Source organism: Kovacikia sp. CALU 1929 (assembly GCF_056784235.1).
Window position 1 is genome coordinate 162,584 of sequence record NZ_JBXBCF010000090.1, and the last position, 24,532, is coordinate 187,115.

General features: G+C 50.2%; 23 protein-coding genes. 9 read left to right on the forward strand and 14 right to left on the reverse strand.

Annotation, left to right across the window (positions count from 1 at the left end; translation table 11 throughout):
• Positions 1 to 4: 4 nt before the first annotated feature.
• Positions 5 to 973, reverse strand: a complete 969-nt coding sequence (locus AC1S52_RS25170; protein ID WP_482031789.1) for a bifunctional riboflavin kinase/FAD synthetase — start codon at positions 971 to 973, stop codon at positions 5 to 7.
• Positions 974 to 1,068: 95 nt separating this feature from the next.
• Positions 1,069 to 1,983, reverse strand: coding sequence for an MBL fold metallo-hydrolase (locus AC1S52_RS25175; RefSeq protein ID WP_482031790.1), 915 nt, complete (start codon positions 1,981 to 1,983; stop codon positions 1,069 to 1,071).
• Positions 1,984 to 2,496: 513 nt separating this feature from the next.
• On the opposite strand from AC1S52_RS25175, the gene AC1S52_RS25180 reads away from it, so the two are divergent.
• Together AC1S52_RS25180 and AC1S52_RS25185 are read left to right on the forward strand one after the other, a co-directional pair.
• Positions 2,497 to 3,507, forward strand: coding sequence for a lysylphosphatidylglycerol synthase transmembrane domain-containing protein (locus AC1S52_RS25180; protein ID WP_482031791.1), 1,011 nt, complete (start codon positions 2,497 to 2,499; stop codon positions 3,505 to 3,507).
• Between the two features lie 226 nt (positions 3,508 to 3,733).
• Positions 3,734 to 5,503: a hypothetical protein gene (locus AC1S52_RS25185; RefSeq protein ID WP_482031792.1), complete on the forward strand. Its 1,770-nt coding sequence runs from the start codon at positions 3,734 to 3,736 to the stop codon at positions 5,501 to 5,503.
• A 3-nt stretch (positions 5,504 to 5,506) separates the two neighbouring features.
• On the opposite strand, the gene AC1S52_RS25190 is transcribed toward AC1S52_RS25185, so the two are convergent.
• The 4 genes from AC1S52_RS25190 to AC1S52_RS25205 all read right to left on the reverse strand — a co-directional run bounded on the left by AC1S52_RS25190 (position 5,507) and on the right by AC1S52_RS25205 (position 7,214).
• A complete protein-coding gene (locus AC1S52_RS25190) occupies positions 5,507 to 6,052 on the reverse strand; it encodes an NUDIX hydrolase (protein ID WP_482031793.1) in 546 nt (181 codons plus the stop codon).
• Positions 6,053 to 6,105: 53 nt separating this feature from the next.
• Positions 6,106 to 6,654 (reverse strand): 2-amino-4-hydroxy-6-hydroxymethyldihydropteridine diphosphokinase, encoded by a 549-nt coding sequence (folK, locus tag AC1S52_RS25195; protein WP_482031794.1) that lies wholly within the window; start codon positions 6,652 to 6,654, stop codon positions 6,106 to 6,108.
• A gap of 186 nt (positions 6,655 to 6,840) precedes the next feature.
• Positions 6,841 to 7,011: a hypothetical protein gene (locus AC1S52_RS25200; protein ID WP_482031795.1), complete on the reverse strand. Its 171-nt coding sequence runs from the start codon at positions 7,009 to 7,011 to the stop codon at positions 6,841 to 6,843.
• 5 nt (positions 7,012 to 7,016) lie between these two features.
• Positions 7,017 to 7,214, reverse strand: coding sequence for a hypothetical protein (locus AC1S52_RS25205; protein WP_482031796.1), 198 nt, complete (start codon positions 7,212 to 7,214; stop codon positions 7,017 to 7,019).
• 352 nt (positions 7,215 to 7,566) lie between these two features.
• On the opposite strand from AC1S52_RS25205, the gene AC1S52_RS25210 reads away from it, so the two are divergent.
• Positions 7,567 to 8,184, forward strand: a complete 618-nt coding sequence (locus AC1S52_RS25210; RefSeq protein WP_482031797.1) for an SRPBCC family protein — start codon at positions 7,567 to 7,569, stop codon at positions 8,182 to 8,184.
• A gap of 51 nt (positions 8,185 to 8,235) precedes the next feature.
• On the opposite strand, the gene ptsG is transcribed toward AC1S52_RS25210, so the two are convergent.
• The 5 genes from ptsG to AC1S52_RS25235 all read right to left on the reverse strand — a co-directional run bounded on the left by ptsG (position 8,236) and on the right by AC1S52_RS25235 (position 16,049).
• The gene (gene ptsG / locus AC1S52_RS25215; RefSeq protein WP_482031798.1) at positions 8,236 to 10,101 is read right to left on the reverse strand and encodes a glucose-specific PTS transporter subunit IIBC; all 1,866 of its coding nucleotides are present in this window, start codon (positions 10,099 to 10,101) and stop codon (positions 8,236 to 8,238) included.
• Positions 10,102 to 10,123: 22 nt separating this feature from the next.
• Positions 10,124 to 12,682: a phosphoenolpyruvate--protein phosphotransferase gene (gene ptsP, locus AC1S52_RS25220; protein WP_482031799.1), complete on the reverse strand. Its 2,559-nt coding sequence runs from the start codon at positions 12,680 to 12,682 to the stop codon at positions 10,124 to 10,126.
• Positions 12,683 to 13,304: 622 nt separating this feature from the next.
• Positions 13,305 to 13,796 (reverse strand): crossover junction endodeoxyribonuclease RuvC, encoded by a 492-nt coding sequence (gene ruvC, locus AC1S52_RS25225; RefSeq protein WP_482031800.1) that lies wholly within the window; start codon positions 13,794 to 13,796, stop codon positions 13,305 to 13,307.
• 67 nt (positions 13,797 to 13,863) lie between these two features.
• Complete coding sequence (bchI, locus tag AC1S52_RS25230) at positions 13,864 to 15,039, reverse strand: magnesium chelatase ATPase subunit I (RefSeq protein WP_482031801.1); 1,176 nt, start codon at positions 15,037 to 15,039, stop codon at positions 13,864 to 13,866.
• A 38-nt stretch (positions 15,040 to 15,077) separates the two neighbouring features.
• The gene (locus tag AC1S52_RS25235) at positions 15,078 to 16,049 is read right to left on the reverse strand and encodes a metal ABC transporter solute-binding protein, Zn/Mn family (protein ID WP_482031802.1); all 972 of its coding nucleotides are present in this window, start codon (positions 16,047 to 16,049) and stop codon (positions 15,078 to 15,080) included.
• Between the two features lie 183 nt (positions 16,050 to 16,232).
• On the opposite strand from AC1S52_RS25235, the gene AC1S52_RS25240 reads away from it, so the two are divergent.
• Both AC1S52_RS25240 and AC1S52_RS25245 read left to right on the forward strand, forming a co-directional pair.
• Entirely contained in the window at positions 16,233 to 16,976 is a 744-nt protein-coding gene (locus AC1S52_RS25240; RefSeq protein ID WP_482031803.1) for a metal ABC transporter ATP-binding protein, read from the forward strand.
• Positions 16,977 to 17,039: 63 nt separating this feature from the next.
• Positions 17,040 to 17,897, forward strand: coding sequence for a metal ABC transporter permease (locus tag AC1S52_RS25245; RefSeq protein ID WP_482031804.1), 858 nt, complete (start codon positions 17,040 to 17,042; stop codon positions 17,895 to 17,897).
• Positions 17,898 to 18,000: 103 nt separating this feature from the next.
• Here the strand turns inward: AC1S52_RS25245 and hpf are convergent, their stop codons facing one another.
• Positions 18,001 to 18,651, reverse strand: a complete 651-nt coding sequence (hpf, locus tag AC1S52_RS25250; protein WP_482031805.1) for a ribosome hibernation-promoting factor, HPF/YfiA family — start codon at positions 18,649 to 18,651, stop codon at positions 18,001 to 18,003.
• 187 nt (positions 18,652 to 18,838) lie between these two features.
• On the opposite strand from hpf, the gene lipB reads away from it, so the two are divergent.
• Together lipB and AC1S52_RS25260 are read left to right on the forward strand one after the other, a co-directional pair.
• The gene (gene lipB / locus AC1S52_RS25255) at positions 18,839 to 19,525 is read left to right on the forward strand and encodes a lipoyl(octanoyl) transferase LipB (RefSeq protein ID WP_482031806.1); all 687 of its coding nucleotides are present in this window, start codon (positions 18,839 to 18,841) and stop codon (positions 19,523 to 19,525) included.
• Positions 19,503 to 19,658 carry a hypothetical protein gene (locus tag AC1S52_RS25260; protein WP_482031807.1) on the forward strand — a complete coding sequence of 52 codons (156 nt, stop codon included), beginning with the start codon at positions 19,503 to 19,505 and terminating at the stop codon, positions 19,656 to 19,658. The genes lipB and AC1S52_RS25260 overlap by 23 nt, the downstream gene beginning before the upstream one ends.
• Before the next feature lie 58 nt (positions 19,659 to 19,716).
• Here the strand turns inward: AC1S52_RS25260 and AC1S52_RS25265 are convergent, their stop codons facing one another.
• Positions 19,717 to 20,352 (reverse strand): LysE family translocator, encoded by a 636-nt coding sequence (locus AC1S52_RS25265; RefSeq protein WP_482031808.1) that lies wholly within the window; start codon positions 20,350 to 20,352, stop codon positions 19,717 to 19,719.
• A gap of 212 nt (positions 20,353 to 20,564) precedes the next feature.
• The gene (locus AC1S52_RS25270) at positions 20,565 to 22,103 is read right to left on the reverse strand and encodes an ArnT family glycosyltransferase (RefSeq protein WP_482031809.1); all 1,539 of its coding nucleotides are present in this window, start codon (positions 22,101 to 22,103) and stop codon (positions 20,565 to 20,567) included.
• A gap of 497 nt (positions 22,104 to 22,600) precedes the next feature.
• On the opposite strand from AC1S52_RS25270, the gene AC1S52_RS25275 reads away from it, so the two are divergent.
• A complete protein-coding gene (locus AC1S52_RS25275) occupies positions 22,601 to 23,884 on the forward strand; it encodes a serpin family protein (protein ID WP_482031810.1) in 1,284 nt (427 codons plus the stop codon).
• Between the two features lie 22 nt (positions 23,885 to 23,906).
• Positions 23,907 to 24,530 carry a hypothetical protein gene (locus AC1S52_RS25280; protein WP_482031811.1) on the forward strand — a complete coding sequence of 208 codons (624 nt, stop codon included), beginning with the start codon at positions 23,907 to 23,909 and terminating at the stop codon, positions 24,528 to 24,530.
• The last annotated feature ends 2 nt before the right edge of the window (positions 24,531 to 24,532 follow it).

The following is a 24,532-nucleotide window of genomic DNA, read 5'->3' on the forward strand; positions in this document are numbered from 1 at the left end:
CTGCTCAACCTGGACAGCCATCAGCAAACAACGCTCTGGCTGAATCACAATCTGCCTGAATTTGCGCGGTCAAGTCTTCCAGAGAGCCAAACTTTTGCTCAGGTCTGAGAAATTTTTCCAGGCTTACCACCAGGGTTTGCCCATAGAGATCGCCTGACCAATCCAGCAGATGAACCTCCACAACCTGGGTGGTACCATCCACCGTGGGACGGTAGCCCAGATTCATTACGGCAGGCAGGTTTGGAATGGCAAGTAAAGCGCTGCTATCCCCCTCCTGGCAAATATGAACTCGAACGGTATAAACTCCCAGCCGGGGCAAAAATTTTTCGGGAGGCAGTTGTAAATTTGCCGTTGGAAACCCCAATTTTCTGCCTAATTGTTGTCCTTGAAAGACTCTTCCTACCAAACAATAGGGGCGACCCAGCAAATGGTTAGAAAGTGCTAGATTCCCCTCTTGCAAAGCCTGACGGATAGCAGAACTGCTAATCCGTTCTCCATCAAGGTTTTTGAGTTCGGCAATGGTGACTTCAACGCCTTTGCTGACAGCGATCGCCTGCAAATCGGCAGCAGTCCCAGTCCGTCCACGACCAAAGTGAAAGTCTAAACCTACGCTAATACGCCTTGCTTGAAGATGACCTAACAGGATCTGTTCAACAAATTGTTCTGGGCTAAGGCTGGCAAGCTCTCGATCAAAAGGTAAAAGCACCAATTGGTCAACTCCCATCGATTTTAACTGCACGCCTTTTTCATGGATAGGCGTTAACAGGCGACGGGGTTGTCCGCTAAAGAATTCCTGCGGGTGAGGGTGAAAGGTGACTACTGTTGAATGAAACCGTTCACCGGATTCCTTCAAGAAACGAGAGGGAACCACAGGTTGAATCACCTGGCGATGCCCCAAATGAACGCCGTCAAAGTTGCCTAGAGCAACGGCAGTTGGAGTCAGAACAGTAGAGAGAGATGAGGTAATCCACACGCTTCACATTTTTACACAAAATTAGCGTCTACAGATACATTACTCACTCCCAGACCTTGCGACTCTTCGGCGTAAGTTGCAGTTAATTTTTGTTTCTAAGCAGAAACTTTGACATCGGCAGGGGTTTCTAGCGGGGCGGGTTCTAATACAGGCAGAGAAGAGCCAATTTGAATGGTCATTCCTTCTCTTGCCATTACACCATTGGGAAATGCTTTTGATACTTGCTCACCCACCTGATCTAAGAACTCATCCCGATGCAGGGGGTCATGGTGGAAGATAAACAGGTGTTTCACCCCTGCTGCTTTTGCCACTTTAACCGCTTCTTGCCAGGTAGAATGCCCCCACCCCAACTTACTGGTTTTCTCAGCGTGGTACTCTTCATCGGTGTAGGTGGCATCGTAGATGAAAACATCTGCATTGCGTGCCAGAAACAAGACATTTTCATCTAGCCGATCGGGAAAGTGCTCTGTATCAGTCACATAGGCAGCGGAGTAACCGTTCCAATTGACCCGATAGCCGACCGCCTGACCAGGATGATTTAGCAAAGCGCTTTCAACTGAAATGTCGTTTCCAATCTGGATTGGTTTGCCAATCTCTACATCATAGAATTTCAGATCTGCGCCCATAATTTGCAGGGGAACTGGAAAGTTGGGGTGTAGCATCTGATCGTTTAAGCGCTGTTCTACGGTTGCATTGTTTGGGGCGATCGCCCCATAAATATGAAACCGGTTCCCTCTGATAAAAGCTGGTGTAAAAAATGGAAAACCCTGGATATGATCCCAGTGGGAGTGGGTGAAAAAGATGTGACCCTCTACAGGCATCTTCGACAACAGCGACTGCCCCAGAACTCGAATTCCCGTTCCGCCATCAAAAATTAAACGGGTGCCCCCCACGCACATTTCAACACAGGGAGTGTTGCCACCGTATTTCACCGTCTCTGGGCCAGGGCAGGCAATACTCCCCCGAACACCCCAAAAGGTGATTGTGAACTGGTTTTCCGTATTGGACATGGATGCTTCTTACAGGATTCTATTGAGTTTCCAGGCTTGACACTGTATTCCAGGTATTCCAGTTCTAGAATGCCTGACCGGAAGGAATGTCAAATTATGAACAATACTGGAATGCCCCTTTAGGCAGCTTTATAAAAATCTTCTGGTTTGTCAGTGATCGTGATCGCTTCTTTAAGTGATTTTAAGCACCGGGTAGAGTTTGTCTGACTATCTCAAACTGTACAGTGTTTTTCAATTTGTGAGAAATCATATTCCCTTGAATTAAAGTACCCTTCAAAAGGGTTGAAGGAACAAAAAAATAACCAAAATTTTTAAGTGCTTCCCTTAAACAAGGGGTACCAAACTTACGCCGCAGTCTGCTCCTGATTTTGGTTGACGCTAGCAGCCGGATTCCGCGCCCTATATCGTGTTCTTTTCAACTCTCCACTCCCAACTCTCCACTCCCAATTTCTCACCCCTTCTGCCCTCTCCTCTCCTCTGCTCCACCAGCCCGCTAGCCCTACCTCTTACAACATGAAACGTCTTACTTCCATTGCTTTTAGCCTCCTGATCCTGGCGGTGATCTATTGGAGGATTGACTTGCGGGGGTTGATTCAGGTGTTTCAAAACTGTAATGGCTGGTGGATGTTCATTAGCCTGGGAATGGTGGTGCCCATTACAATGATCACATCCTGGCGGTTGCAGCAGTTGATGCCAGGAGGGACGGAAGCGTTTATAGGGTACAGGATCCAGGATTCAGGGTATGGAAAAGAAGAAATTTCCCCCCTCCCAACCTCCCTTTCTTTCCTCGAAGCTAACCGACTGATTCTGGTTGCTAGCACGCTGAATATGGTGTTGCCATCGAAGATGGGAGATATTGCAAAAGCTTACTTTATGCGGGAGCGGGGGCATCTCAGTGGGTCGTTGGCGCTTGCACTGGTGATCTTTGAAAAGGCATGTGACATGCTTTCTCTGCTTTTGTGGTGTGCTTTTGGACTGCTACTCTATCCGCAGAAGGATTGGTTTTTCTGGGGCATGACGATCGCCATCACCGGAGGATTAGCTATCGGAGGGCTGTTGCTGGGTTCACATCAATTCGCCCAATTGTTTTTCTTTGTAGGGCAGGCAGTGTCTCCTAAGTCAGTCCGGGCTAAGCTTTCAAAGCTTCAATCCGCATGGCGAGAGATGCATGAATATTTTTGGGGCGATCGCCTCCAATTTGTGAAAATCACGTTCACATCCATTTTTATCTGGTTTCTGCACCTGCTTCAGATCTGGCTCTTTATCCTGGCGCTCAATGCCTGGGTGCCATTTATCACAAACCTGGCACTGTCCCCCTTAGCCATTCTGGCAGGCTTATTGCCTCTCACATTTGCGGGCGTAGGTACCCGCGATGCCGCTCTAATTTTGCTGTATCAATCCTATTTCAGCGCGGCGACAGCCGCTGCCCTGGGAGTATTATGCACATCCCGCTACCTGATTCCAGCGATCGCGGGACTTCCCTTCTTCAACTACTATCTGGTAACCTTACGCCGATTGAAATAGGTGGGAGGGGTGAGGAGTTGTTGGTGGTTAGTAAGCGGTCAGTTGTCAGGAATGTTCAGTCATTGGTTATTGGTCATTGTTCATTGGTCATTGTTCATTGGTCATCGGCATTTGTAAGGGTCAAAGGACGAATGACAAAGGACAAAAACCAACCTGCTTACCCATTACACTCTAAACTCCAATCTCAACTTTTAACTTCCCCCTTTCCCCTCCGCCCAAGTCCCTCATGCTCACTCGTCTGCAAGCGCTAATGACCAGTAAACCCTCTAGAGCCAGCACGGTGTTTTGGTTCTGTCTCAGCCTGACCTGTGCTGGAGTGATTGGGATGATTTCGCTACAGGCGGCATTTGGTCAAGCGTTTATGGTGCAGGATGATGCTCGCCAGCATGTGTTTTGGATCCAGCGGTTGATTGATCCTGAACTATTTCCTAATGACTTGATTGCTGACTACTTTCAGTCGGTTGCTCCGGTGGGCTACACCACGGCTTATCGGGTTGCTGCGCTCATTGGGATTGAGCCGATGCTGTTCAGCAAACTTCTGCCGGTACTGTTAGGACTGATCTCTGCCGCCTACTGCTTTGGAGTTGCCCTGCAAATTTTGCCGGTACCGATCGCAGGCTTTCTGGCATCCTTGCTGATGAGTCAGAATTTGATGATGGCAGACGACCTTTACTCGGCAACGCCCAGGGCATTTCTGTACCCGCTGTTTCTGGCATTTCTGTATTACCTGGCACGACGGTCATGGCTGCCCTGTTTGGCAGCGATCGCCCTCCAGGGTTTGTTCTATCCGCAGGTGATGTTTATTTCCTGTGGAGTTTTGGTGTTCTCTTTGGTGAAGTGGGACAGGTGGCTACCGCGACTATCCGGGGGACGCAAAGATTACCTGTTTTGTGGGTTGGGATTAGCGGTGGGTGCGATCGTGGTTCTGCCGTTTGTTTTGCAGGGTAGCTCTGAGTTTGGCCCTGTGCTCAGTGCTGCCCAGGCAAAACAGATGCCAGAGTTTGGCTATTCCGGTCGCAATAGCTTCTTCAGTGATAGTCCCTGGACGTACTGGCTATTTTCTGAACGTAGTGGAATGCTTGCCCGCCCAGAGCGTGTTTTTTTGCCCCCGCCGATGTTACTGGGGTTGGCGCTCCCTTTTCTGCTTCGCTATCCGGCGCGGTTTCCCCTGGGGCGGCAAGTGACAGGCAAAATCTATGTCTTGCAATGGACGATGTTATCTTCCCTGGTGCTCTTCCTGGCTGCCCACCTTCTACTGTTTAAGTTACATCTGCCCAACCGTTACACCCAACATAGCCTGCGAATGGTGTTGGCGATCGCTGCCGCCGTTTCACTCACCATTCTGCTGGATGCCCTATTGAAGCGGGTTAACCGCAGCCGGATCACACCGCAGAAGGCTTTAGTGAATCAAGGGATTGCCTGGGGGCTGATGGGGCTTTTGACGTTGACCCTGGTGATGTACCCGGCGATCGCCCATTTTAAAGCCTCCTACCCGTTTCTGCGAGCATTAGGAAATCCCCTTCCTGGCTATGTGCCGGGGGGGATTCCTGAAATCTATCGCTTTTTAGCTCAACAGCCCAAAAGTACCCTGATCGCCACAACGCTGCTGGAGGCAAATAATTTGCCCACGTTCACCCAGCGCCCCGTTTTGGTGGCGAGAGAGTATGCCATCCCCTATCACCTGGGCTACTACAGCCAATTTCAAGCGCGAATGAATGACCAAATTGAAGCGCAGTACAGCACTGATCCGGAGCAGGTGCGCCAGTTTATCCAGAAGTATGGAGTAGATTTTTGGCTTGTTGAAGGGCAAACGTTCACGCCCAGATACCTTCAGAAGTCCTGGCTTCAGCAGTACCAGCCTGCCGCAACTGAAGCCGCTAAACTCCTGGAAGCTGGAAAAACCCCAATCTTACAGCAAGCCATAGAGCGGTGTGCTGTTATGCAAGAACGGGATGTCGTAGTTCTACAAGCCCACTGTGTGGTTAGCAATGATTAACCACTACAAATACGGGCGTGCCAGCAGAAAAGCGCTGATAGACTTAGCATCTGCTAAATCTCCTGCGTGGATGGCTTTCTCAACTTCTTCTGCTGTCATTAGCACAGGTTCGATGTCTTCATCGCTGTCCTGCTCTGGTGGATTGTCCAACAGTTCTAAATCCTGCGCCAGAAATGCGTAGATAATCTCATCGGAGTAACCGGGAGCGACAAAAAATTCCCCCAATTTCTGCCAGCGGTGAGCACGGTAGCCTGTTTCTTCCTCGATCTCGCGCTGAATCGTTGCCAAGGGGCTTTCGCTTGGCTCTAGCGTCCCCGCCGGAAACTCAAGTAGCCGCCCCTGCACTGTAAAGCGGTACTGCCGCACCAGGACAAACTTTCCTTTCGAAGTGACAGGCACCGCCAGAGCACCGCCAGGATGACGGATGCATTCCCACTCCCCTTCAGTCCGGTTTGGCAACCGCAGACGGGCAGACTCAAAGCCAAACTTCCGCCCTTCATAGGTGAAGCGTCGTCTTAGAAGCTGGGGCGGTTCTCCACCGTATGGCATAGGTAAAAGTTTTGAGTTTGAGGTTTTTAGATTTGAGTGCGGAATTCAACCACTCAAGTTTCATTATTCAAATCAAGTTTGGTCACTCCTGAACAGTCTACCGTTTGGGCGAGTTCTGCGATCGCCTTTCTTGAAACAGGCTCTACCCAACTGGGAGCAATTTCTGCCAGCGGTACCAGCACAAATGCTCGCTCCTTCATCCGGGGATGGGGAATTTGGAGATTAGGAGTCTCCAGCACCCAATCATCAACTAGCAACAAATCCAGATCCAGGGTTCTGGGTCCATTCCGCTCTCGCCGGACACGACCAAATTTTGACTCCGTTTGCAGAAGCACCTGCAACAGTTCTTCGGGAGTCAGGTTTACTGTAAGCACAGCACAGCCATTGAGATAATCGGGTTGAGGTGGTCCTATTGCTTTTGTCTGGTACCAGTGGGATCGTGCTTCCAACAGAATCCCTGGTGTTTGACTCAATAGGCTGAGAGCAGATTCAAGCGTGGTTAATGAATCTCCTAGATTGCTGCCAAGGGCGATCGCCGCAGAGACAGGGTTTTTTAACGAATAAGATAACCCTGACGCTCCTTCACCAGCCTGAAAATCCATCCTTACCCACAACCTACCCTATAGGACTCTCAACTATTAACTCTCAACTCTTACAGCCGGTTCCCCTGGTATAAGCCACATCCCCACCTATCCACTCATCCACACTCGACTGTGGTTGACTCATTCTAAAAATTGCTGTAACTCTCAACTCTTAACTCTCAACTCCCAACTCTCAACTTTTAACCCCTACCGTACAGCGCTAAACACCGCCGTTGCTACACAAAGCAAAATCAATGCCCATAAAACCCAACCAGGAATGAAGGTCAAAATTCCCAGCCCCCGTAAAACCCAGACTGCCAGCGTTACCATTAACGCGGTTAGAAATACCTTTGTACTGGGCTTGAGTGTTCTTACCACGATTCTTACCTCCTTTGGTTGCTGCGGATGCCGCCAAGAATACCCATTCCAACCGAAAGCAGCACCAGGGACCAGATAGCGTAGTTGGGCAGTGTGGTCAACACTCCCAAACCTTTTAATAAAATCAGCACCGCTGTTAGCACCAGCATGATGCCAAGAATATATAGAACAATCGAGATTACAAGGTTAGGAGTTCCACCCACCAGTCCTGCCTCCGTCAGCCCAACATGCAGACCTAAAAATTCCAGCGATCGCCCCTATTGTGACACGGCAGGTCCGGTTAGAAGCCTATCCAAAAACTTTCTCCGGCAAATATTAGGCTCCGTCATGGATGCGTTTGGGATAGGTGAAAGCAATTCCAATTATCAACCTGGCTTATAACCGCTTTTTCTTTAGAAAGTTTTCCAAATCTTCATGGTACTTTGCAACACTTTTTAACGAAGCAAGGGTAAGGTCTGTATAGCAGGGTGCATTCATCATGGTTGCTCCCTCCCGCTGAAGCTCTCAACGACCTTGCTTCAGGCTCACCTCTACCCATTGAGAGACATTCACCTGATGACTGCTACTTTATCCAGCCCTGTCTACTCTCCCGCTCTAAAACCACTTCAAGACAATCCCCGCCTGCCTGCCCTGCTCAACGGCGAAATCTTACTCACGACTCAATCCCATACTGACTGGGGGGCTGCTGTAAATGCTCGCCTGTACCTGCCCATCGAGCGGGCGATCGCCTGGAAGCAGTTGATTGACTATCCCCGCTGGGTTAATTACTTTCCTGCCATTACCCGCAGTGATGTTCTGCACCAGGGCGAAGTTGGAGCAGTTAAAACCATCAAGCGTCTTTACCAGGTTGCCAGCAAAAGCTTTTTTCTCTTTACTGCCAATGCAGATATCTACCTCAAGGTCGTTGAAACAGTACAACAGCGAGTTCAGTTTTACCTGGAGTCAGGCAGTTTCAACGATTTCTATGCTGACTTGCACCTGCAAGACCACGGGGATGGGACCCTGCTGAGTTATTCCGTTCAGGCAACGCCTTCTATCCCAGTACCTTCTATGTTTATTCAGCAGGCTATTCAGTTAGACATACCAGACAACCTGAAAAATATGCGCCGGGTTCTGTGTCGGTCTTCTCTAACTGGTCTCCCTGCTTCGGGGGATGAATTTAGAGCAGGATGAATGGGAACGAAGTTCAAGTTTCAATTCATCCTGCTGTGCAGCAATACCTTTCTAGACGGCTGCCAACTGTTTCTTCATTTCCTCAGCATACTGATCCGCATTCAACCCAACCAGCAAATGCAGTTTGTGTGCCGGCAGTTGCATCAGTCCATCAACCCCTGTCGATCGCAGTGCTTCCTCATTTACCGAAGCCTCATCAATGACTTCTAGCCGTAACCGTGTGAGCGCAGCTACATCTACGCTACGGATGTTTTGAGAGCCACCCAGCGCCTTGATCCAGTCAGTTGCTTTTTGGTCGGCATGACGATCGCGCTGAATGGTGGGCTGGGTGGGTTCTACTAGGGCTGCTTCAGCCGCCGCCTCCGTGGGGTCGGGAGTATAAGCTTCGTCGGCTTCGGAACCGGCGGTTTGCAGGTACTCAACCATATCGGTTTTGAGGTTTTCAGAGCGAGGTCCAAAGATTGCCTGAGCGCTATTGCCAATTTCCAACACGCCAGATGCCCCCAACGCCTTGAGCCGAGGTTTATTCACCTGAGTCATATCATTGACAGTAATGCGCAAACGGGTGATACAGGCATCCAGGGTTGCAATATTATGCCGTCCCCCAAAGGCACGCACCAGTTCTCGTGCCATTTCGGAAGCAGCCCCGGAGCCGAAGGAGACTTGCTCAGTGTCTTCATCCAGTTCCCGTCCGGGGGTCTTGAGGTCGAACTGTTTAATGGCAAAGCGAAACGTGAAGTAGTAAAGGGGCGCAAATACAGTCAGCCCCAACACTGGAATTAGCCAGGTTCGCTGGGCATTGGGCAGTCCACTAAACAGGAAGAAGTCGATGAATCCCTGGGAAAAGGTAAAGCCCATTTTGCCGCCCAGCATCTGGAACAACCAACCACAGAAACCTGCCAGAAGGGCATGGATCGCGTAGAGTTGTGGTGCAACGAACATAAATGAGAATTCAATTGGCTCCGTAATCCCTGTCAGAAATGAAGTGAATGCCGCTGAAATCATGATACCGCCAGTGATCTTGCGGTTTTTGGGTTTAGCACTATGCCAGATGGCGATCGCTGCCGCTGGTAGCCCAAACATCTTGAACCAGTAAGAACCTCCCAGAATACCGGCTGTAGGGTCCCCGGCAAAGAATCGATTGATATCTCCCGTCACAATTTTGTTGGTGATTGGGTCCGTGTACTGACCGATCTGGAAGAAGAACGGCACATTCCAGATGTGGTGTAGACCGAAGGGTAAAAGTAAGCGTTCAACGACTCCGTAGATTGCCGCCGTAATTGCCGTGTTACGACCTGCCGCTGCCGTATTTGCAGCCACACTGATGGCATTGCCAATGGGCGGCCAAATTATACTCATCACAATCCCAATCACGATCGCCGCTAGAGCCGTCAGGATGGGGACGGATCGCTTACCTGCGAAAAATCCCAGGTATTGCGGTAGTCGAACACGGAAGAACTTGTTGAACAAATAGGCGGCTACACCACCAATGATTAAGCCACCAAATACCCCTGTATCCAATGACTGAATGCCCATCACAGGCTTGAGCGTGTCTGGCGAAATGCCAAAGATGCCGGTTGCAGCGGCTCCCATTGCTGCCAGGAACACGACGAATCCAACCACTGCCGCCACCGCCGAAGCCCCATCGTATTCCGTGAAACCGATGACAACCGCGATCGCAAAGATGATAGCCAGATTGCCAAAAATCGCATCCCCCGATGCTTTCATGATCTGAGCCAGCCATTCTGGTAGCCACCAAAATTTGGCGCTAGAAATCACGCCTTTTTGCAGGTTATCCAGTTCAATTAAGCGGGCACTGCCCAGACCGAGCAGAATCCCTGCTACGGGCAACACTGAAACGGGAAGCATCAACGCCTTCCCAAGCTTTTGAAGAATCGCAAATGCATTTTTCCACATAGGATTATTCCTGCCTCCTTCTCTATTCTTCCGACAGCGGACACAGTGCTCTAACGTCAGCCGCCGTATCCAGGGCGATCGCTTTCTCGGCTAACCGCTGACACTCTGACAGACTGAGTTCGCGGATTTGTGCCTTAATACTGGGAATGGTAGGGATACTGACACTGAGTTCCTTCACACCCAGACCAATCAGAATGGGGACTGCCTGAGGGTCGCTGGCAACGCCGCCGCAGATACCACACCATTTACCCTGCTGATTGGCTGCCTGGGCTGCCATGCCAATTAGCTTCAAGACGCTGGGGTGGAGGGCATCGGCAAAGGCTGCCAGTTTGGGGTGCCCCCGATCCATTGCCAGGGTGTACTGGGTCAGGTCATTGGTGCCGATGGAGAAGAAATCGACTTCTCTGGCAAACTGGTCAGCCATCACGGCAGTAGCGGGGATTTCGACCATGATGCCTGCTGCGATCGGCTGGATGCCAAGTTTCTGACTTTCTTCATCCAGCATTCCTTTTGCCATCCGCCATTCTTCCATGCGGGCAATCATGGGAAACATCACCTTCACATTTCCGCTACGGGATGCCCGCAGGATGGCACGCAATTGAGTTCGCAGAATTTCTGGACGGTCGAACCCAATCCGAACCCCACGCTCACCCAGAAAGGGATTTTCTTCATGGGGAATCGGTAAGTAAGGTAGAGGCTTATCACCGCCCACATCCAGAGTGCGGATGATCAGGGGGCGATCGCCCAACACGCTGCCAACCCTTTCATACATTTCGGCTTGCTCGTCTTCTGTCGGTGCCGAGGCGCGATCCATAAAAATGAATTCAGAGCGCAACAAACCTACGCCCTCGCCACCAAGCGATACGGTCTTTTCAGCATCCTCTACGCTGCTGATATTGGCGACCACTTCTACCCGGTAGCCATCGGTCGTGATGGCAGGGGTATCGGCAGCGGACAGTTCTTGTGCTCGACGAGCTTTGAAGCGTATCTGGTGTTGCCTGACCCGCTCCATTTCTGCGGGACTGGGATGCAGGCGCAAAATGCCCTTGCTGCCATCTAAAATGACAGGGGTTCCGTTGGGCAAATCGAGAATTCGGGGTTCGGCTCCGGCGATCGCTGGAATATCCATCGACCGTGCCAGGATGGAGACGTGAGAGGTTGCTCCACCACCCACAGTGCAGAAGCCCAGCACCTTTGACCGATCCATCGTGGCGGTATCGGATGGGGTCAGGTCTTCTGCCAGCAGGATGCAATGCTCAGGGTAGGTAACCGTCGCAACTGCCGAGCCAGTCAGGATGCGCAGTACTCGTTCGCCCACATCGCGCAGATCATTGGCGCGGGCTGCCAGCAGTTCGTTCTTCAGCTTCGAGAGGTGCTCTGCCTGTTGGGTGTAGGTCTGTTTCCAGGCGTAGGCTGCACTACAGCCTTTATCGATCGCGCTGGTTGCCGTATCGATTAGCTCCGGATCTTCCAGCAACTCCAGGTGGGCAGCAAAAATGGCGGCTTTACTCGCATCCCGTTGACCATGAACCTTTGCCCGCAGTGCTTCAACTTCCAGTTTTGCCTGTTGAACGGCTTTTTCCAGCCTGCGGCGTTCTTGATTGGGATTGTCTGCCTTCTCAGAAACGTGAATTTCCTGGTGCGTAATCCGATAGGTATTGCCAACGGCGATACCGGGGGATGCCGCTACTCCCAGGATAATATTTGGATCTTCAGAGCGGGGGCGGGGTGCAGGCTCGGTCATCTCAGACTGGGCAATACTGGCAAGGGCAGGCGCAGGTTTTGCCCCTTCCTCTCCCAATCCGGATCGCATTTCAGCACTGAGGTTAGCGATCGCCGCTGCCGCATCCGGACCCTCGGCAATCAGGCGAACAGTGTCTCGGTAGCCAATTTCCAACCCCATAATGCCCACCACACTGCGGACATTGGCTTTTTTCTCACCCTTTTGCAACCGGATAGTGGACTGATACTTTTTCGCCAGGTTAGCCAGCACCGCTGCCGGACGGGCATGCATCCCAACCGGATTGGGTACCAGAATTGGATCGGAGGTGATGACATTACCTGTCTGGACAGTGGTTTGAGGCGCTTCACTCGCCAGCGTCAGGTTTAACACTACATCGGTAGCACTTCTGACATTCCCAGAGTTGGGTGAAAATTGGGCGACGCGATCGCTATTGGTAATCACGATCTGGGTCAGCAAACTGCGGGCATGGGTGGCAACAAAATCGGCATCAAAATCAATTAAGGGTGCTCCAGCTTCCACGCGATCGCCCACCTTCACCCTGGGCGTAAACCCTTTTCCCCTTAAGGTGACCGTGTCAAGCCCAATATGCATTAACACCTCCAACCCCTCCTGGGTTTTCAGGGTCACTGCATGGTTAGAAGGGTGAAGCTGAATCACTTCTCCATCGCAGGGTGCCAGCAGACTCTGGCTGATGGGGTCAATGGAAATACCGTCTCCCACCATCTTTTGAGAAAAAACCGGATCGGGTACCTGTTCGATTGGCACCAAATGCCCAGAGAGCGGCGCAACCAGCGCCACACTAGTCCGTCGCTGAATCGATGCAACCATGGAACTCATCGATTTCTCCTATTTTGTTATCAAGGTTATTTGTTATCGAGGTTGAAGGGACTATTTTCTTGGAAAACGTAAAGTTAATTCAGCCTCATAAAGGGCTATAAAAAGATGGAGTTAAATAACTTTACAGTGGACAATTCAAACAGAACTGAATCCAGGAATGTAAAAGAAAAAGAGTTTTATAGTCCTCTTTTGCAAACCTTAGAAACAGTTTGTGGATAAACTTTGGAAGTGATATTTGTTTACAAACAGTCTCTTAAGTTAAAGTGTTTTGCAATTGTAGTTAATTATCAATTGGATAGTATTTCTGAACAAAGATAGAGTAACTTAAGCTTCTATTTATACTCCACTACATTAGTTGGCTATTTGTAACACAGCTTCAAAACATACTGTAAAGACCCAGCCAACAGATGCCCATTTATCTAAATAGCAGTTTTTTGGTGCCGCCATCGAATAAGCAATAGAGCATACCAATGCTTCCCTAACGGTTTGTACCCTGCGGGAAGCAATCTATAGCATGACAACTTATACCAGTTCAATATGAGTTTGCCTTAACAAGAGGCTTAAGCCCCTTGTCTACTTTTTGCCGGGATAGCTCTCATTTTAGAGAGACTTATTTTATGGATTACCGTTGAAACCAAGCAGTCAGGGCAACCGCCAACCCATCGGCGGCATCGTCTGGTTGGGGAATATGTTCTAAATTGAGTTCGCGGGTGACGGCTTGTTGAACTTCGCGCTTATCAGCGTTGCCATGTCCGGTTAATGCCTGCTTAATTTGGGCGGGGGTGAATTCAACGAAGGGGACTTGATACTGTGCCAGTACAAGCATGACCACACCACGCGCCTGGGCAACAGCGATCGTATTACCCATTCGGTAGAAAAATAGTTTCTCAATCGAAACCAGGTCAGGTTCCCAGTGCTTCAGCAGCGTATGCAAGTCTTCATAGAGCGTAATCAGCCGCTGCCCCATTTCCTGCCCTGCCGGGGTCTGTACAACTCCGTAATCCAGAACCGTAACCTGCTCAGCAATGCTGCTGGATGGCGATCCCTGGCATGAAATTGCCCCAAATCCCAAAATCGCCAAGCCAGGATCCAGTCCAAGAATGCGTTTTTCCATAAAGCACTGGAGATAAAGGATAAAGGCTGGAGGCTAAATTCATTTTTTAGCCTTCATCCTTTATCTTTCATCCTTCAGCTTTCTGCTCCTGGACACCAAACACCTCGGCAAACACCTTCTGTACCTTATAGCCGGAATCAATCGATTCCAGCGGGTCTTTCCGCAGCCGGTGACGCAGACAAAGAGTAATCACGCGGCGGATGTCATCAATGGTGACTTCCGTGTGACCTTCAAAAGCTGCGAGTGCTTTAGCTGCCCGGTTTGTTACAATGTCGCCCCGCAGCCCGTCTACATTTAGTTCCGCACAGACCTGGGAGATCTTCACCCGCAGGTCGTGATCGATCGCCACATGCTTCAGGCGTTCCTGAGCGCTGACAATCCGCTGTTGTAGCTCATCTTGCTGGGTCTGGTACTTTTCCAGGAAGACAGGAGGGTTCTGGTCAAATTCTGTTCGTTGTTCAACGATTTGTACCCGCAGAACTGGCTCTTTCACCGTCCGAATTTCGGCGTGCATCCCAAATCGATCGAGCAATTGGGGGCGGAGTTCGCCCTCTTCCGGATTACCAGAGCCAACCAGCACAAACCGGGCAGGGTGACGAACAGAAATTCCCTCCCGTTCTACGGTGTTCCAGCCAGAGGCGGCAGAGTCGAGTAGTACATCAACCAGGTGGTCATCGAGCAGGTTAACTTCATCGACGTAAAGGATACCCCGGTTTGCCTTTGCCAGCAGCCCCGGTTCAAAGGCTTTGACCCCTTCTGAGAGTGCCTTTTCAATATCAATCGTGCCGCAAACCCGGTCTTCAGTTGCGCCCAGCGGCAGATCGATCATGGAAACCTTTTTCTGAATAACCGGCAGCTCAATGCCCTGCTCTACCTGCTGGCGAATGGCTTCATCCATTAAGTCAGGGTCGGTGGGGCTGCTGTTGAAGGGGTCATCAGCAACCACGTCCATTTCGGGCAGCAAATCTGCCAGGGCGCGAATGGTGGTGGTTTTGCCCGTGCCGCGATCGCCCATGATCATCACACCACCGATTTTGGGGTCAATCACGTTCAGCAGCAGTGCCAGCTTCATCTCTTCTTGCCCCACGATCGCCGTAAATGGGAATACTGGACGACGACGAACGGGAGCATGGTGAATAGACCGACCGTTCTCAATTGCCGGGGTCGGGCTTACAGGATGAGATTTTTTAGACGGGGCAGATTGACTATCCTCAACAGCAGAGGGTTTTGAAAAGAATTTCACGGCTTTTCCGAACAATTAGGGATTTTGATCACTGCTTTTCATTGTGACATAGAGGGGGACAGGGGATAGGGGGTAGGCTGTCCTCCCAAGGCAAGCGCGATCGCCGTTGTATTGGCAACCATCATTTTGATATAGGTATCGGCACTGCTACCAGGAGACCCAATCGAATCAGAGTAAAGGGGTTGCGGTGCAAGTTTAACGTTGGCTTCCTCTGCAACGGTTGTAATTAGTCGGGGATTAATGGTGGTTTCCGCAAAAATTGTGGGCACTCCTAGGTTCTTGATTGAATTTGCCAGTTTTTGGACGGTTTGGGCGCTGGGTTGCTCTTCGGTGCTGATCCCAATCAAGGTTCCGGCGACGGTCAAACTGTAAGCGTTTGCATAGTACTGAAAGGCATCATGGGTCGTGACAAGCTGCCGCTGCTGGACTGGAATCGTTTGTATCTGTTGGGCAATCCACTGGTCAAGTTGCTGCAATTCTTGAGTCAGTTTGGCAGCATTTTGGGTAAAGGTTTCCTGGTCTTCAGGTGAAAGCCGGATCAATTCATCCCGGATCAGGGCGATCATTTTAATCACATGTTTCACATTGCCCCAGACATGGGGATCGGGGACTTTACCCTTGCTGCTTTCGTTCAGTTCTAGAGGCGGAATAATTTCACCCACTGCCACCTGGCGAGCTTGAATACCCGTTGCCGTAATCAGCCGAATCAATCCGGGTTCCAGGTTATAGCCATTGTAAAAAATCAGATCTGCCTTCTCCAGGGCAACCGTATCGGCAGGAACCGGTTCGTAAATGTGGGGATCGTCCCCTGGCTTGAGAATCGCTACCAGGTTGACTTCATCCCCCGCAATTTGTTGAGTCCAGTCGGTGATTAAGGTGCTGGTGGAGACAACCTCTGGTTTATCCCCAGGTGAGGTCTGTGCACCTTGAGGCGTAGAACACCCCCCCAACCAAAGCCCGATTGCCACGACCAGGGATGGAAGCGTGCAGGAGCGAATGTGTCTTACCATTCCTTTTGTCATACATCTAACTTTTCATAATTCTTTCATCTTTTTTCAGGTTACACTATATTTCATATTCGTTTCATATTTGAATTGGGTAAGGGTCGATGGGGCACGGAGAGGACCTGAAAGCACCTGACACCTGATTTTTGACACACTCTATAATTTCTTGCGATTGAAGGATGGTTCTAAATGATGGGCAATGGGGCGATCGCAGTTGATCATTTAAGCGTCAATTACCGGGCGGTCAAGGCGCTGTGGGATATCAGTTTCTCCCTGGTGCCGGGGCAATTGGTGGGAGTTTTTGGTCCCAATGGGGCGGGAAAAAGTACGCTGGTTAAAGCGATGCTGGGGTTGATTCCGAGCGTGACGGGTTCGGTGGTGTATGGTGATCAACCGCTCATCGATCAGCTAGACCGAACGGCGTATGTACCGCAGCGATCGCAAATTGATTGGACGTTTCCGGCAACCGTCTGGGATGTCGTGTTAATGGGCAGGGTCAAGAAAACAGGCTGGTTTAATCGGTTCTCTGGTGTGAGCCAGCGGATTGCGGCTGACGCGCTGGAACGGGTAGGCATGAGTGAGTACCGCGATCGCCGGATTGGTGCCCTTTCGGGAGGGCAACAGCAGCGGGTATTTTTGGCGCGGGCACTGGCGCAGGAAGCCGATCTCTTTTTCTTTGATGAGCCGTTTGTGGGGGTGGATCAGAAAACAGAAGCGGTTCTCTACCAAATCTTTAGTGAACTTGCCGATGCTGGCAAACTGGTCATGGTTGTGAATCATGACCTGGGTGAGTCAATTACTCACTTTGACAATCTGTTACTGCTGAACCGTGAACTGATTGCCATTGGTGAACGGGAGCAGGTGCTTACCACCGATAATATGGTGCGTGCCTACGGTGGGCAGGTCAAGTTCTTTTCTGACATGGCAGCGTGAGAATTAAACAGCAGGACATCAATAATGCTGGATTTACTGATTGAACCGTTGCAGTACGGATTTATGCAACGATCTCTGATCGTTGCGGTGACGGTTGGTATTATCTGCTCGGTGGTGGGCACCTACCTGATGGTGCAACGCCTTGCTATGCTGGGGGATGACATCAGCCATTCGCTGCTGCCGGGACTGGCAATCGCCTTTGCGCTGGGAGTCAATATTTACCTGGGTGCTTTTGTAGCGGGCGTATTAAGCACCGTTATTATTGCCTGGATTCATACGCGATCGCCGATCAAAGAAGATGCCGCAATGGGAATTGTCCTTTCGTCCTTCTTTGCCCTCGGTATTGTCCTGATTACGCTGATCCAGAAGGAAAACAAAATTGACCTGAATCACTTTCTATTTGGCAATATTTTAGGTGTGACTCAGGATGAAGTCCGGGACACTGCCATCATTGCTGTCCTGGTTTTGCTGAGTGTTTTTCTACTATATAAAGAACTTTTGTTCTACAGTTTTGACCCCTTGGGGGCGCAGTCCGCAGGGCTACCCGTTCACCTGCTCAACTCAGGTCTAATGATTCTGATTGCGCTGACAGTCGTTGCCAGTATGAAAGCTGTGGGAGTGGTTCTGGTTCTATCCCTGCTGATTACACCCGGAGCAACCGCCTATCTTCTGGTTAAACGACTGCACCAAGTCATGCTGGTAGGAGCGGTAATCGGTATCCTATCCAGTATTAGCGGTATGTATTTAAGCTATTTCTATAACCTGCCTTCAGGACCGGCGATCGTACTGGTGGTGTCAAGTTTCTTCACACTGGCATTACTGTTTAGTCCCAGCCAAGGCATTTTAACCAATCGCTTTCCCAAAACCGACTCTTCTCCTTTGTTAAGGGAACTGCGAGGGTTAATCGGGTTGAAGCCTTAGGGTAGTCGTAAGGGCGGGTTTAACGGCACATTCACCAACAGCACTAACATAACGGAAAACCTGCCCCTACAAGGTATTTACCCTTTATGGAATCTCCTGAGTACTACACCTGGCTATGCTGTTTATCGGACGTGCCGTAGCCATTCATGGACTCATGTCCATTCGCGTCCTTTTTTTGCCCGTTACCCTTGCGCGGCATAATGACCCCATAACCTCCATGATTACGCTCGTAGATCACATTGATTTCGTTTGTTTCAGCATTCAAGAACATGTAGAAATCGTGATCAATCATTTCTAGTTGTTCCTGTGCATCCTGCACCGTCATGGGTGACATGGCAAAGTATTTGGTGCGAACCACATGAGATGGCAGCGATGGTTCCCGATCTTGTAACAGATCTGTAACTATTGGTTGGTCATTCAACGCTTCGGCGGTCTTGACAGAAGAATGGTTCTTATCCTGCCGCTTTTCTTTGTACTTGCGCAGTTTGCGTGCAATCTTATCGGCAACCAGATCAATGCTTGCGTAAAGGTTTTCGCTACTCTCTTCTGCACGAATCACAGCACCATTTACATAGATGGTTACCTCGGCTGTTTGCTTAGAATTTATCCGGGGGTTGCGGGCTACGGACAGATGAACATCTACTTCAGTCGTCAGGTTTTGATAATGATTCACCGCCTTTTCGATTTTTTGAGTCACGTAGTCATGGAGTGCATCAGTGATCTCGATATTTTTTCCCTGGATAACAAGCTTCATAAGCTTCCTCCCCGATTCAATTTGGGTGTTAATTCAACCCTAGCACTTTGTATAGAGGCAAACAGTTACCTTTAGAATGTTTTTCCAACCTGTGACAATTCTTGATTCAGAAATGGTTTATTCAATAACATTTTGTGTTGAATTTCGCTTGATTTTTTCATGGAATTAGGGCATAGAGGAGTGTTAAGTGTCAGGTGTTAAGCGCCATTGCCGACTATATACCCAGGAAATTGTGCCCTATGAGATCGCCCATTCCTGGCAGCGATCGCTGGTGGCAGAACGGCGGCAAAATTCAAATCTGGAAGATGTCCTGATTCTGTTGGAGCATCCGCCGGTTTACACGCTGGGGCAGGGAGCCAATTCTGAATTTATTAAGTTTGATCCTACCCAGTCCGAGTCGGAAGTGGTTCGGGTTGAGCGTGGTGGGGAAGTGACTTACCATTGCCCTGGTCAACTGGTGGGTTACCCCATCTTGAATTTGAACTATTACCAGAGGGACTTGCACTGGTATTTGCGCCAATTGGAGGAAGTGTTAATTCGGGTACTGGCAACTTATGGGCTGAAGGGTGAGCGAGTTTCAGGATTGACAGGGGTTTGGGTAGAGGATAAGAAGGTGGCAGCGATCGGGATTAAGGTGAGCCGATGGATTACCATGCACGGCTTTTCTCTTAACGTGCGTCCCGATATGAAGGGTTTTGAGCAAATTGTTCCCTGTGGTATCGCAGACAAGCGAGTGGGCAGTCTGGAACAGTTTATTCCAGAAATTGAGTTAAATGCGGTCAGATTGCAAGTAATCTCTGCCTTTGCGGAAGTGTTTGGCTTACAGATGGTGGAAGAAAGCCCTCACAATCTTGTCCCACCAAAATCGAGTTAACCATTCCCTCTGCGATCGCGGAACCTCCGTAGAAGAGATTACACTCCGAGTCAATGGTGGCTACAACGGTCTGGACGATCGCAAGTATTACTACGATGCAGCCTGCAAAGGCATTGAAGGGAATCGGAGCTAGGAAAACTTGCTCTACACAATAGGTCCGAGCAAAATGAGCCAGAAGAGGTGCCATTGACTCAAGTTGGTCGCCTGGAAAAAATCAGACTAATACCCAGACTGATAAAGAGACCCCCGGCGAGGCGATCGAGCCACTTCCCGATGCTGGTTGCCCTTAGCCATGTCCCTACTGTCCCTGCAAAGTAGCCTAACAGCAGGAACAGTAGGGAGGCGATCAGGCAAAAAATAATCCCCAGGATTGCCATTTGCAGGCTAACCCACTCCAGGGGATTGACAAATTGGGGTAGGAAAGCCAGGAAGAACAGGGCAACTTTTGGATTGATGGCATTGGCAATCAGTCCACGTCCGACAAACCGCCAAAAGTTCTGATCTGAATTAGGGCTGTTGGCAATCCTGGCAAGCCTGGCTCCTTTGCTCTGAAACGCCATAATACCAAGGTAAATGAGGTAGGCGGCTCCAGCATATTTGAGGATTTGGAAAGCCATTTCAGAGGTGGCAATAATCGCACTCACTCCCAGCGTTGCCCAGGCTGTATGGGTTAAACAGCCAAGCCCACAGCCCAGGGCAAATCCCATTCCAGCAGGTCTACCACGGGATAGTCCAAGGCTTAGAACTGCCAGATTATCGGGACCGGGGGCGATCGTCACAACGACCGACGCAATCACAAAACCGAAAAGCTGCTCGGTAGAAAACATGGCTTTCACTTGGGGCAATGCTGGACAGGGAATCAGGTGTGAGGTGTTGGGTGTGAGGTGTGAGAGGTTATTGGCTCTGACATGAGCGCTCCAGCCGAACGGTTGTTACTGATGTGGAGGCAGTCAGTGATCTGTGAATAAACAGGTGGTAGAGGTTTAGGGGTGGTATTTATGACCAATGACCAATGACCATTCTTAACTCTCAACTCCCTTTACGAAACCCTCCCTCCCTTAAATCGGTATCCCTTTACAAGGTAGTAATTTTTAATCCACACACCAAATTGAGTTACGGGAATGGTTCTGGCAACAGAGGTGCGCTCAAATTGAGCCAGCAATTCTGGTTGAATGGGGTGCCAGTCATCCCACAGAATGACCGCATTTCTGCCCTTAAATGGTTCGTCATCGGTATACCAGAAATCGAACTGGTCAATGCGATCGGAAATGGACATGACATTCCGATCGCTTAACTGATATGCCAGTGCAGAAGCCGTTCGATAATCGGTTGCGATCAAAAAGCGGTCTTGCCCTAACTCTGCTGCCTCTGTGGTCACTTCAGTCGCGATGGTATTCCAGCCAAATAACATGCGCGAATCGGGGTCTTCTTGATGGCTGACCAGGGCAGATAATGGCAGAAAGCTATAGTGAACCACCAGCAAGCTGGCGAACAGTAGCCCGTAAAGTTGTCCGCTGAGGAATAGGCGTTTGTGTTTGAGGGAAGCAAAGGAGGGGGAGAGGGGGAGAGGAGGAGAAAAGGGAGAGGAGGGAAGAGAAGGGGGTTGATTGGGTTTGACGAAGTAGTCAGCGGCGAGGGGGAAGAGGAGCAAGTAGGCGGTAATATTCCAGTAGTAAAGGGCGGCGGATGCAAGGGAGATGGCGGTCAGGGTTACGGTGGGAATGATGAATACCCAGAAGGCGACGGATGGGTAAACGGATTTTGTGGAGATGGATGGAGCAGGCTGTTTCAGGCTGCGGAGGAAGCTGATCCAATGGGTTGGAGAAACGAGGAGAAAGGAAAACAGGACAAAGTTCAGAAATGGACCGATTTTTAAGCTGAAATTGCCATTGCTAACACTGCGATTCACGTAATAGCGAAACGACTGAAAATCATTGGAGAGATTCCAGATCAGGATTGGAATCAGGGCACTGGCAGCGATCGCCCCCGCCCAGTAAATTCGGCAATCTCGCCCCAGCGGATGTAACCGTTTGTCGGCTATCACGACTGCCACAAAACCCAGCACCATAAAGGCAGCATTGTACTTACATAGACCAGCGAGGGCGATCGCGACCGCCGCTCCATACAATCGCCAGCTTTCTCCCTTACCGTCTGACAAATAGCCATCCAAAAACCGAATAAACAGGTATGCCGAAATTAGCGAGAAGGTGATCAGCCAGTGGTCATGCCATGCCAACGCCAGGAACAGAAAATACAGCGGCGAAGCCAGCACTAAGAGCAACAAAACCCAAAAGTGTTTGTTGGAGTCCTTCCCGTACAGGTAGCGAACAATGCGGTAATAGGTGTAGAAGAAGAGAATATTGCTGATCAGGTTTGGTAATCGCAGAACAAAGGGCGATCGCCCGACTGCCCCTGTAAATAGACTCTGCACCCAGGCTTGTAAAGGCGGATGGTCATAATAGGACCATCCGGGATGCTGTCCCCACAGCCAGTAATATGCCTCATCGGGATTGGGAAAGGTGTTGAACCAGAATACGAGACGCAGGATAAGGAAGGCAAGCAGAAGGGGGAGAAACATGAGCGTGAGGAGCGAGGGTGTTCGCCTTTAGTGTTCGTGCAAGGGGGGAGGGCTTGTTAGGTAGGGCGGAGATCTGGGGGCGGCAGGAGCCGCAAGAGCGGGGGACAGTTCCCCCGTGCCCCCTGCTGGGAGACGGTTGCGTCCCCCAGACCCCCTCCAAAAGGGTTGATCGGTGGGCGTGGAAGCGCCCGAAAGGTGATCTGTATCAAGTGATGAGTGAGTTTTGTGAAATGAATAGCCCAGGGTGGGAGAGGGGGGTATAAGCTCCTAATTGGGGAGAAGGCGGGGGTGTAGGGTGGCGATTCGGACGATTGATTATGAGATTTGTCCGTCAATCAAGGTCATTGGTTATTTTCAACTTTCAACTCTCAACTTTCAACTCTCAACTGGTTCGTTTTTCAGTTTCTAAAAACGTAACCAATACTCTTTGTGATTGTAGGCGTGACATTCTGGAAGCGTAGAAATGTAATTTGGCAGTTTGCGACAGGAGTGGTGAGATGGGCGCTTGGGGACGACAGAAAATCGGTGCAATGGCGGCTACGGGAATCATTTTGCTGGGTTTAATGGGATGTATTCAGGCGGTCAGTCAAGAACAGGGGAAAACTTTGCCCCACTCCACTCCACAACAGGAACAAATGGCAATGCAAAAACAGTCAGAGGTCAATCCTAAGCTGGTGGCTGCCAATACCCGGTTTGGGTTCAGGCTGTTCTCAGAAATTCTGAAGCAAGACCAGAACAAAAATGTATTTGTGTCCCCTTCCAGTGTGGCGATCGCTCTGGCGATGGTATACAACGGAGCCAATGGTGAAACGCAACAGGCGATCGCAAAGGCACTGGAACTGAATGGTATCACCCTGCAAGAGCTAAATCAGGCAAATGCTGACTTGAAAGCATTGCTGCAAAACCCCGATCCGAAGGTGCAATTAGCGATCGCCAACTCTCTGTGGGCACGGCAGGATGTTGCCTTCAAGCCAGACTTTTTGCAGCGGAATCAGCAGTTTTATGGTGCCAAAATTAACAACCTGAATTTTAACGACCCCCAGGCACCCAAAATTATTAACAATTGGGTGAAAGAAAACACCCGCGGCAAGATTGAAGAAATTGTGGATTCAATTGACCCCCAGGATGTCCTGTTTCTGATTAACGCTATTTACTTCAAAGGTGACTGGACTCAGCCTTTTGACAAGAATTTAACCGCAGACAAGCCCTTTGTCCGAGCAGATGGTAGCCAGAAATCCCACCCGATGATGTCTCAACGGGGAGAATTTCGTTATCTGGAAACGGAGCAATTTCAGGCAGTGAGCCTGCCCTACGGGGAAGGGCGACGGATGAGTATGTATATCTTGCTGCCCAAAAAGGGTACCTCTTTAGCAGATTTCTACCCAACGTTGACGGCTGAAAACTGGCAGCAGCAGGTTACCCAGTTTCGCAGTCGCACCGGTTCTGTTCAGATTCCTCGATTCAAGTTGGAGTATGAGATTGAGTTGCGGCGTGCCCTGTCGGCTCTGGGAATGGCAAATGCATTCGAGGCAAACAAAGCCAATTTTTCTGGGATGAGTGATCTGCAAACTCATATTGATCAGGTTAAGCACAAGACCTTTGTGGAGGTGAATGAAGAGGGCACCGAAGCGGCGGCAGTCACTTCGATTGGAATTCGGGCAACCTCTGTGGATGTCAATGAGCCGTTCACCATGGTGGTCGATCGCCCATTTTTCTGTGCAATTCGGGATAATCAAAGTGGTTCTGTGCTGTTTATGGGGGCGATCGTAGACCCCCAGTAAAAGGAGAATCCGGGAAGGGATAATGAAAGTAATCGCAAGCCTCAACACGTTGTTGCTGTTTAGTTCTCTTGCTCTGCCGGTTGTGGCTCAACCCAGTAATTGCGTCAACTACTGGGTCAATCCCCGTACAGGACGCACAGAATGCTTAGATCCTGGCTCCAATCCGTTGCCCAGCATCCCTTCTGGCTCTCCTCAATCCCCTCCTCAACCTGCCCGCACTCAACCACCTGCTTCCCCTTCCAGACCGGCTTCTGGTCAACCCACAGCATCCCAGGGAACCATGACCGCAGGGCTAGATCAGTTGAAAGCCTGCAAATCCGGTGTGACCTCCATGCCTAACCCCATCCTGGCTGGCAATGTGCGCGTCGCGATCAAAGGCTGGCAGAACAACCGCTGCCTGGTGGAGTATACGATGAAGCTAGATGCCAAAACCCCAGAGTGGCTCTATGGGCGCTGCCGCTACCAGCGACAAACCCTTGCCATGATGACGGACAGAAAAGCCTATGACCAGGCAAGGCAGTATGATAAGACGGGTAAAATGAATGTCGATTTCAGTACCAGCAATCCCCGTGATAGCGCCCTGTCTAATGCTCTCACAAGGGACTGCCAGTTCTTTAAACCACCTGATTCCCTCCTTTCTAAATAGCG

Coding starts and splice junctions, on each gene's coding strand:
- hpf (WP_482031805.1), bottom strand. CDS start 18,651: ATGAAGCTTGTTATCCAGGGAAAAAATATCGAGATCACTGATGCACTC.
- ptsP (WP_482031799.1), bottom strand. CDS start 12,682: ATGAGTTCCATGGTTGCATCGATTCAGCGACGGACTAGTGTGGCGCTG.
- ptsG (WP_482031798.1), bottom strand. CDS start 10,101: ATGTGGAAAAATGCATTTGCGATTCTTCAAAAGCTTGGGAAGGCGTTG.
- AC1S52_RS25235 (WP_482031802.1), bottom strand. CDS start 16,049: ATGGTAAGACACATTCGCTCCTGCACGCTTCCATCCCTGGTCGTGGCA.
- AC1S52_RS25275 (WP_482031810.1), top strand. CDS start 22,601: ATGGGCGCTTGGGGACGACAGAAAATCGGTGCAATGGCGGCTACGGGA.
- folK (WP_482031794.1), bottom strand. CDS start 6,654: ATGGATTTTCAGGCTGGTGAAGGAGCGTCAGGGTTATCTTATTCGTTA.
- ruvC (WP_482031800.1), bottom strand. CDS start 13,796: ATGGAAAAACGCATTCTTGGACTGGATCCTGGCTTGGCGATTTTGGGA.
- AC1S52_RS25190 (WP_482031793.1), bottom strand. CDS start 6,052: ATGCCATACGGTGGAGAACCGCCCCAGCTTCTAAGACGACGCTTCACC.
- AC1S52_RS25265 (WP_482031808.1), bottom strand. CDS start 20,352: ATGTTTTCTACCGAGCAGCTTTTCGGTTTTGTGATTGCGTCGGTCGTT.
- AC1S52_RS25210 (WP_482031797.1), top strand. CDS start 7,567: ATGACTGCTACTTTATCCAGCCCTGTCTACTCTCCCGCTCTAAAACCA.
- AC1S52_RS25175 (WP_482031790.1), bottom strand. CDS start 1,983: ATGTCCAATACGGAAAACCAGTTCACAATCACCTTTTGGGGTGTTCGG.
- AC1S52_RS25245 (WP_482031804.1), top strand. CDS start 17,040: ATGCAACGATCTCTGATCGTTGCGGTGACGGTTGGTATTATCTGCTCG.
- AC1S52_RS25270 (WP_482031809.1), bottom strand. CDS start 22,103: ATGTTTCTCCCCCTTCTGCTTGCCTTCCTTATCCTGCGTCTCGTATTC.
- AC1S52_RS25180 (WP_482031791.1), top strand. CDS start 2,497: ATGAAACGTCTTACTTCCATTGCTTTTAGCCTCCTGATCCTGGCGGTG.
- AC1S52_RS25240 (WP_482031803.1), top strand. CDS start 16,233: ATGATGGGCAATGGGGCGATCGCAGTTGATCATTTAAGCGTCAATTAC.
- AC1S52_RS25280 (WP_482031811.1), top strand. CDS start 23,907: ATGAAAGTAATCGCAAGCCTCAACACGTTGTTGCTGTTTAGTTCTCTT.
- AC1S52_RS25185 (WP_482031792.1), top strand. CDS start 3,734: ATGCTCACTCGTCTGCAAGCGCTAATGACCAGTAAACCCTCTAGAGCC.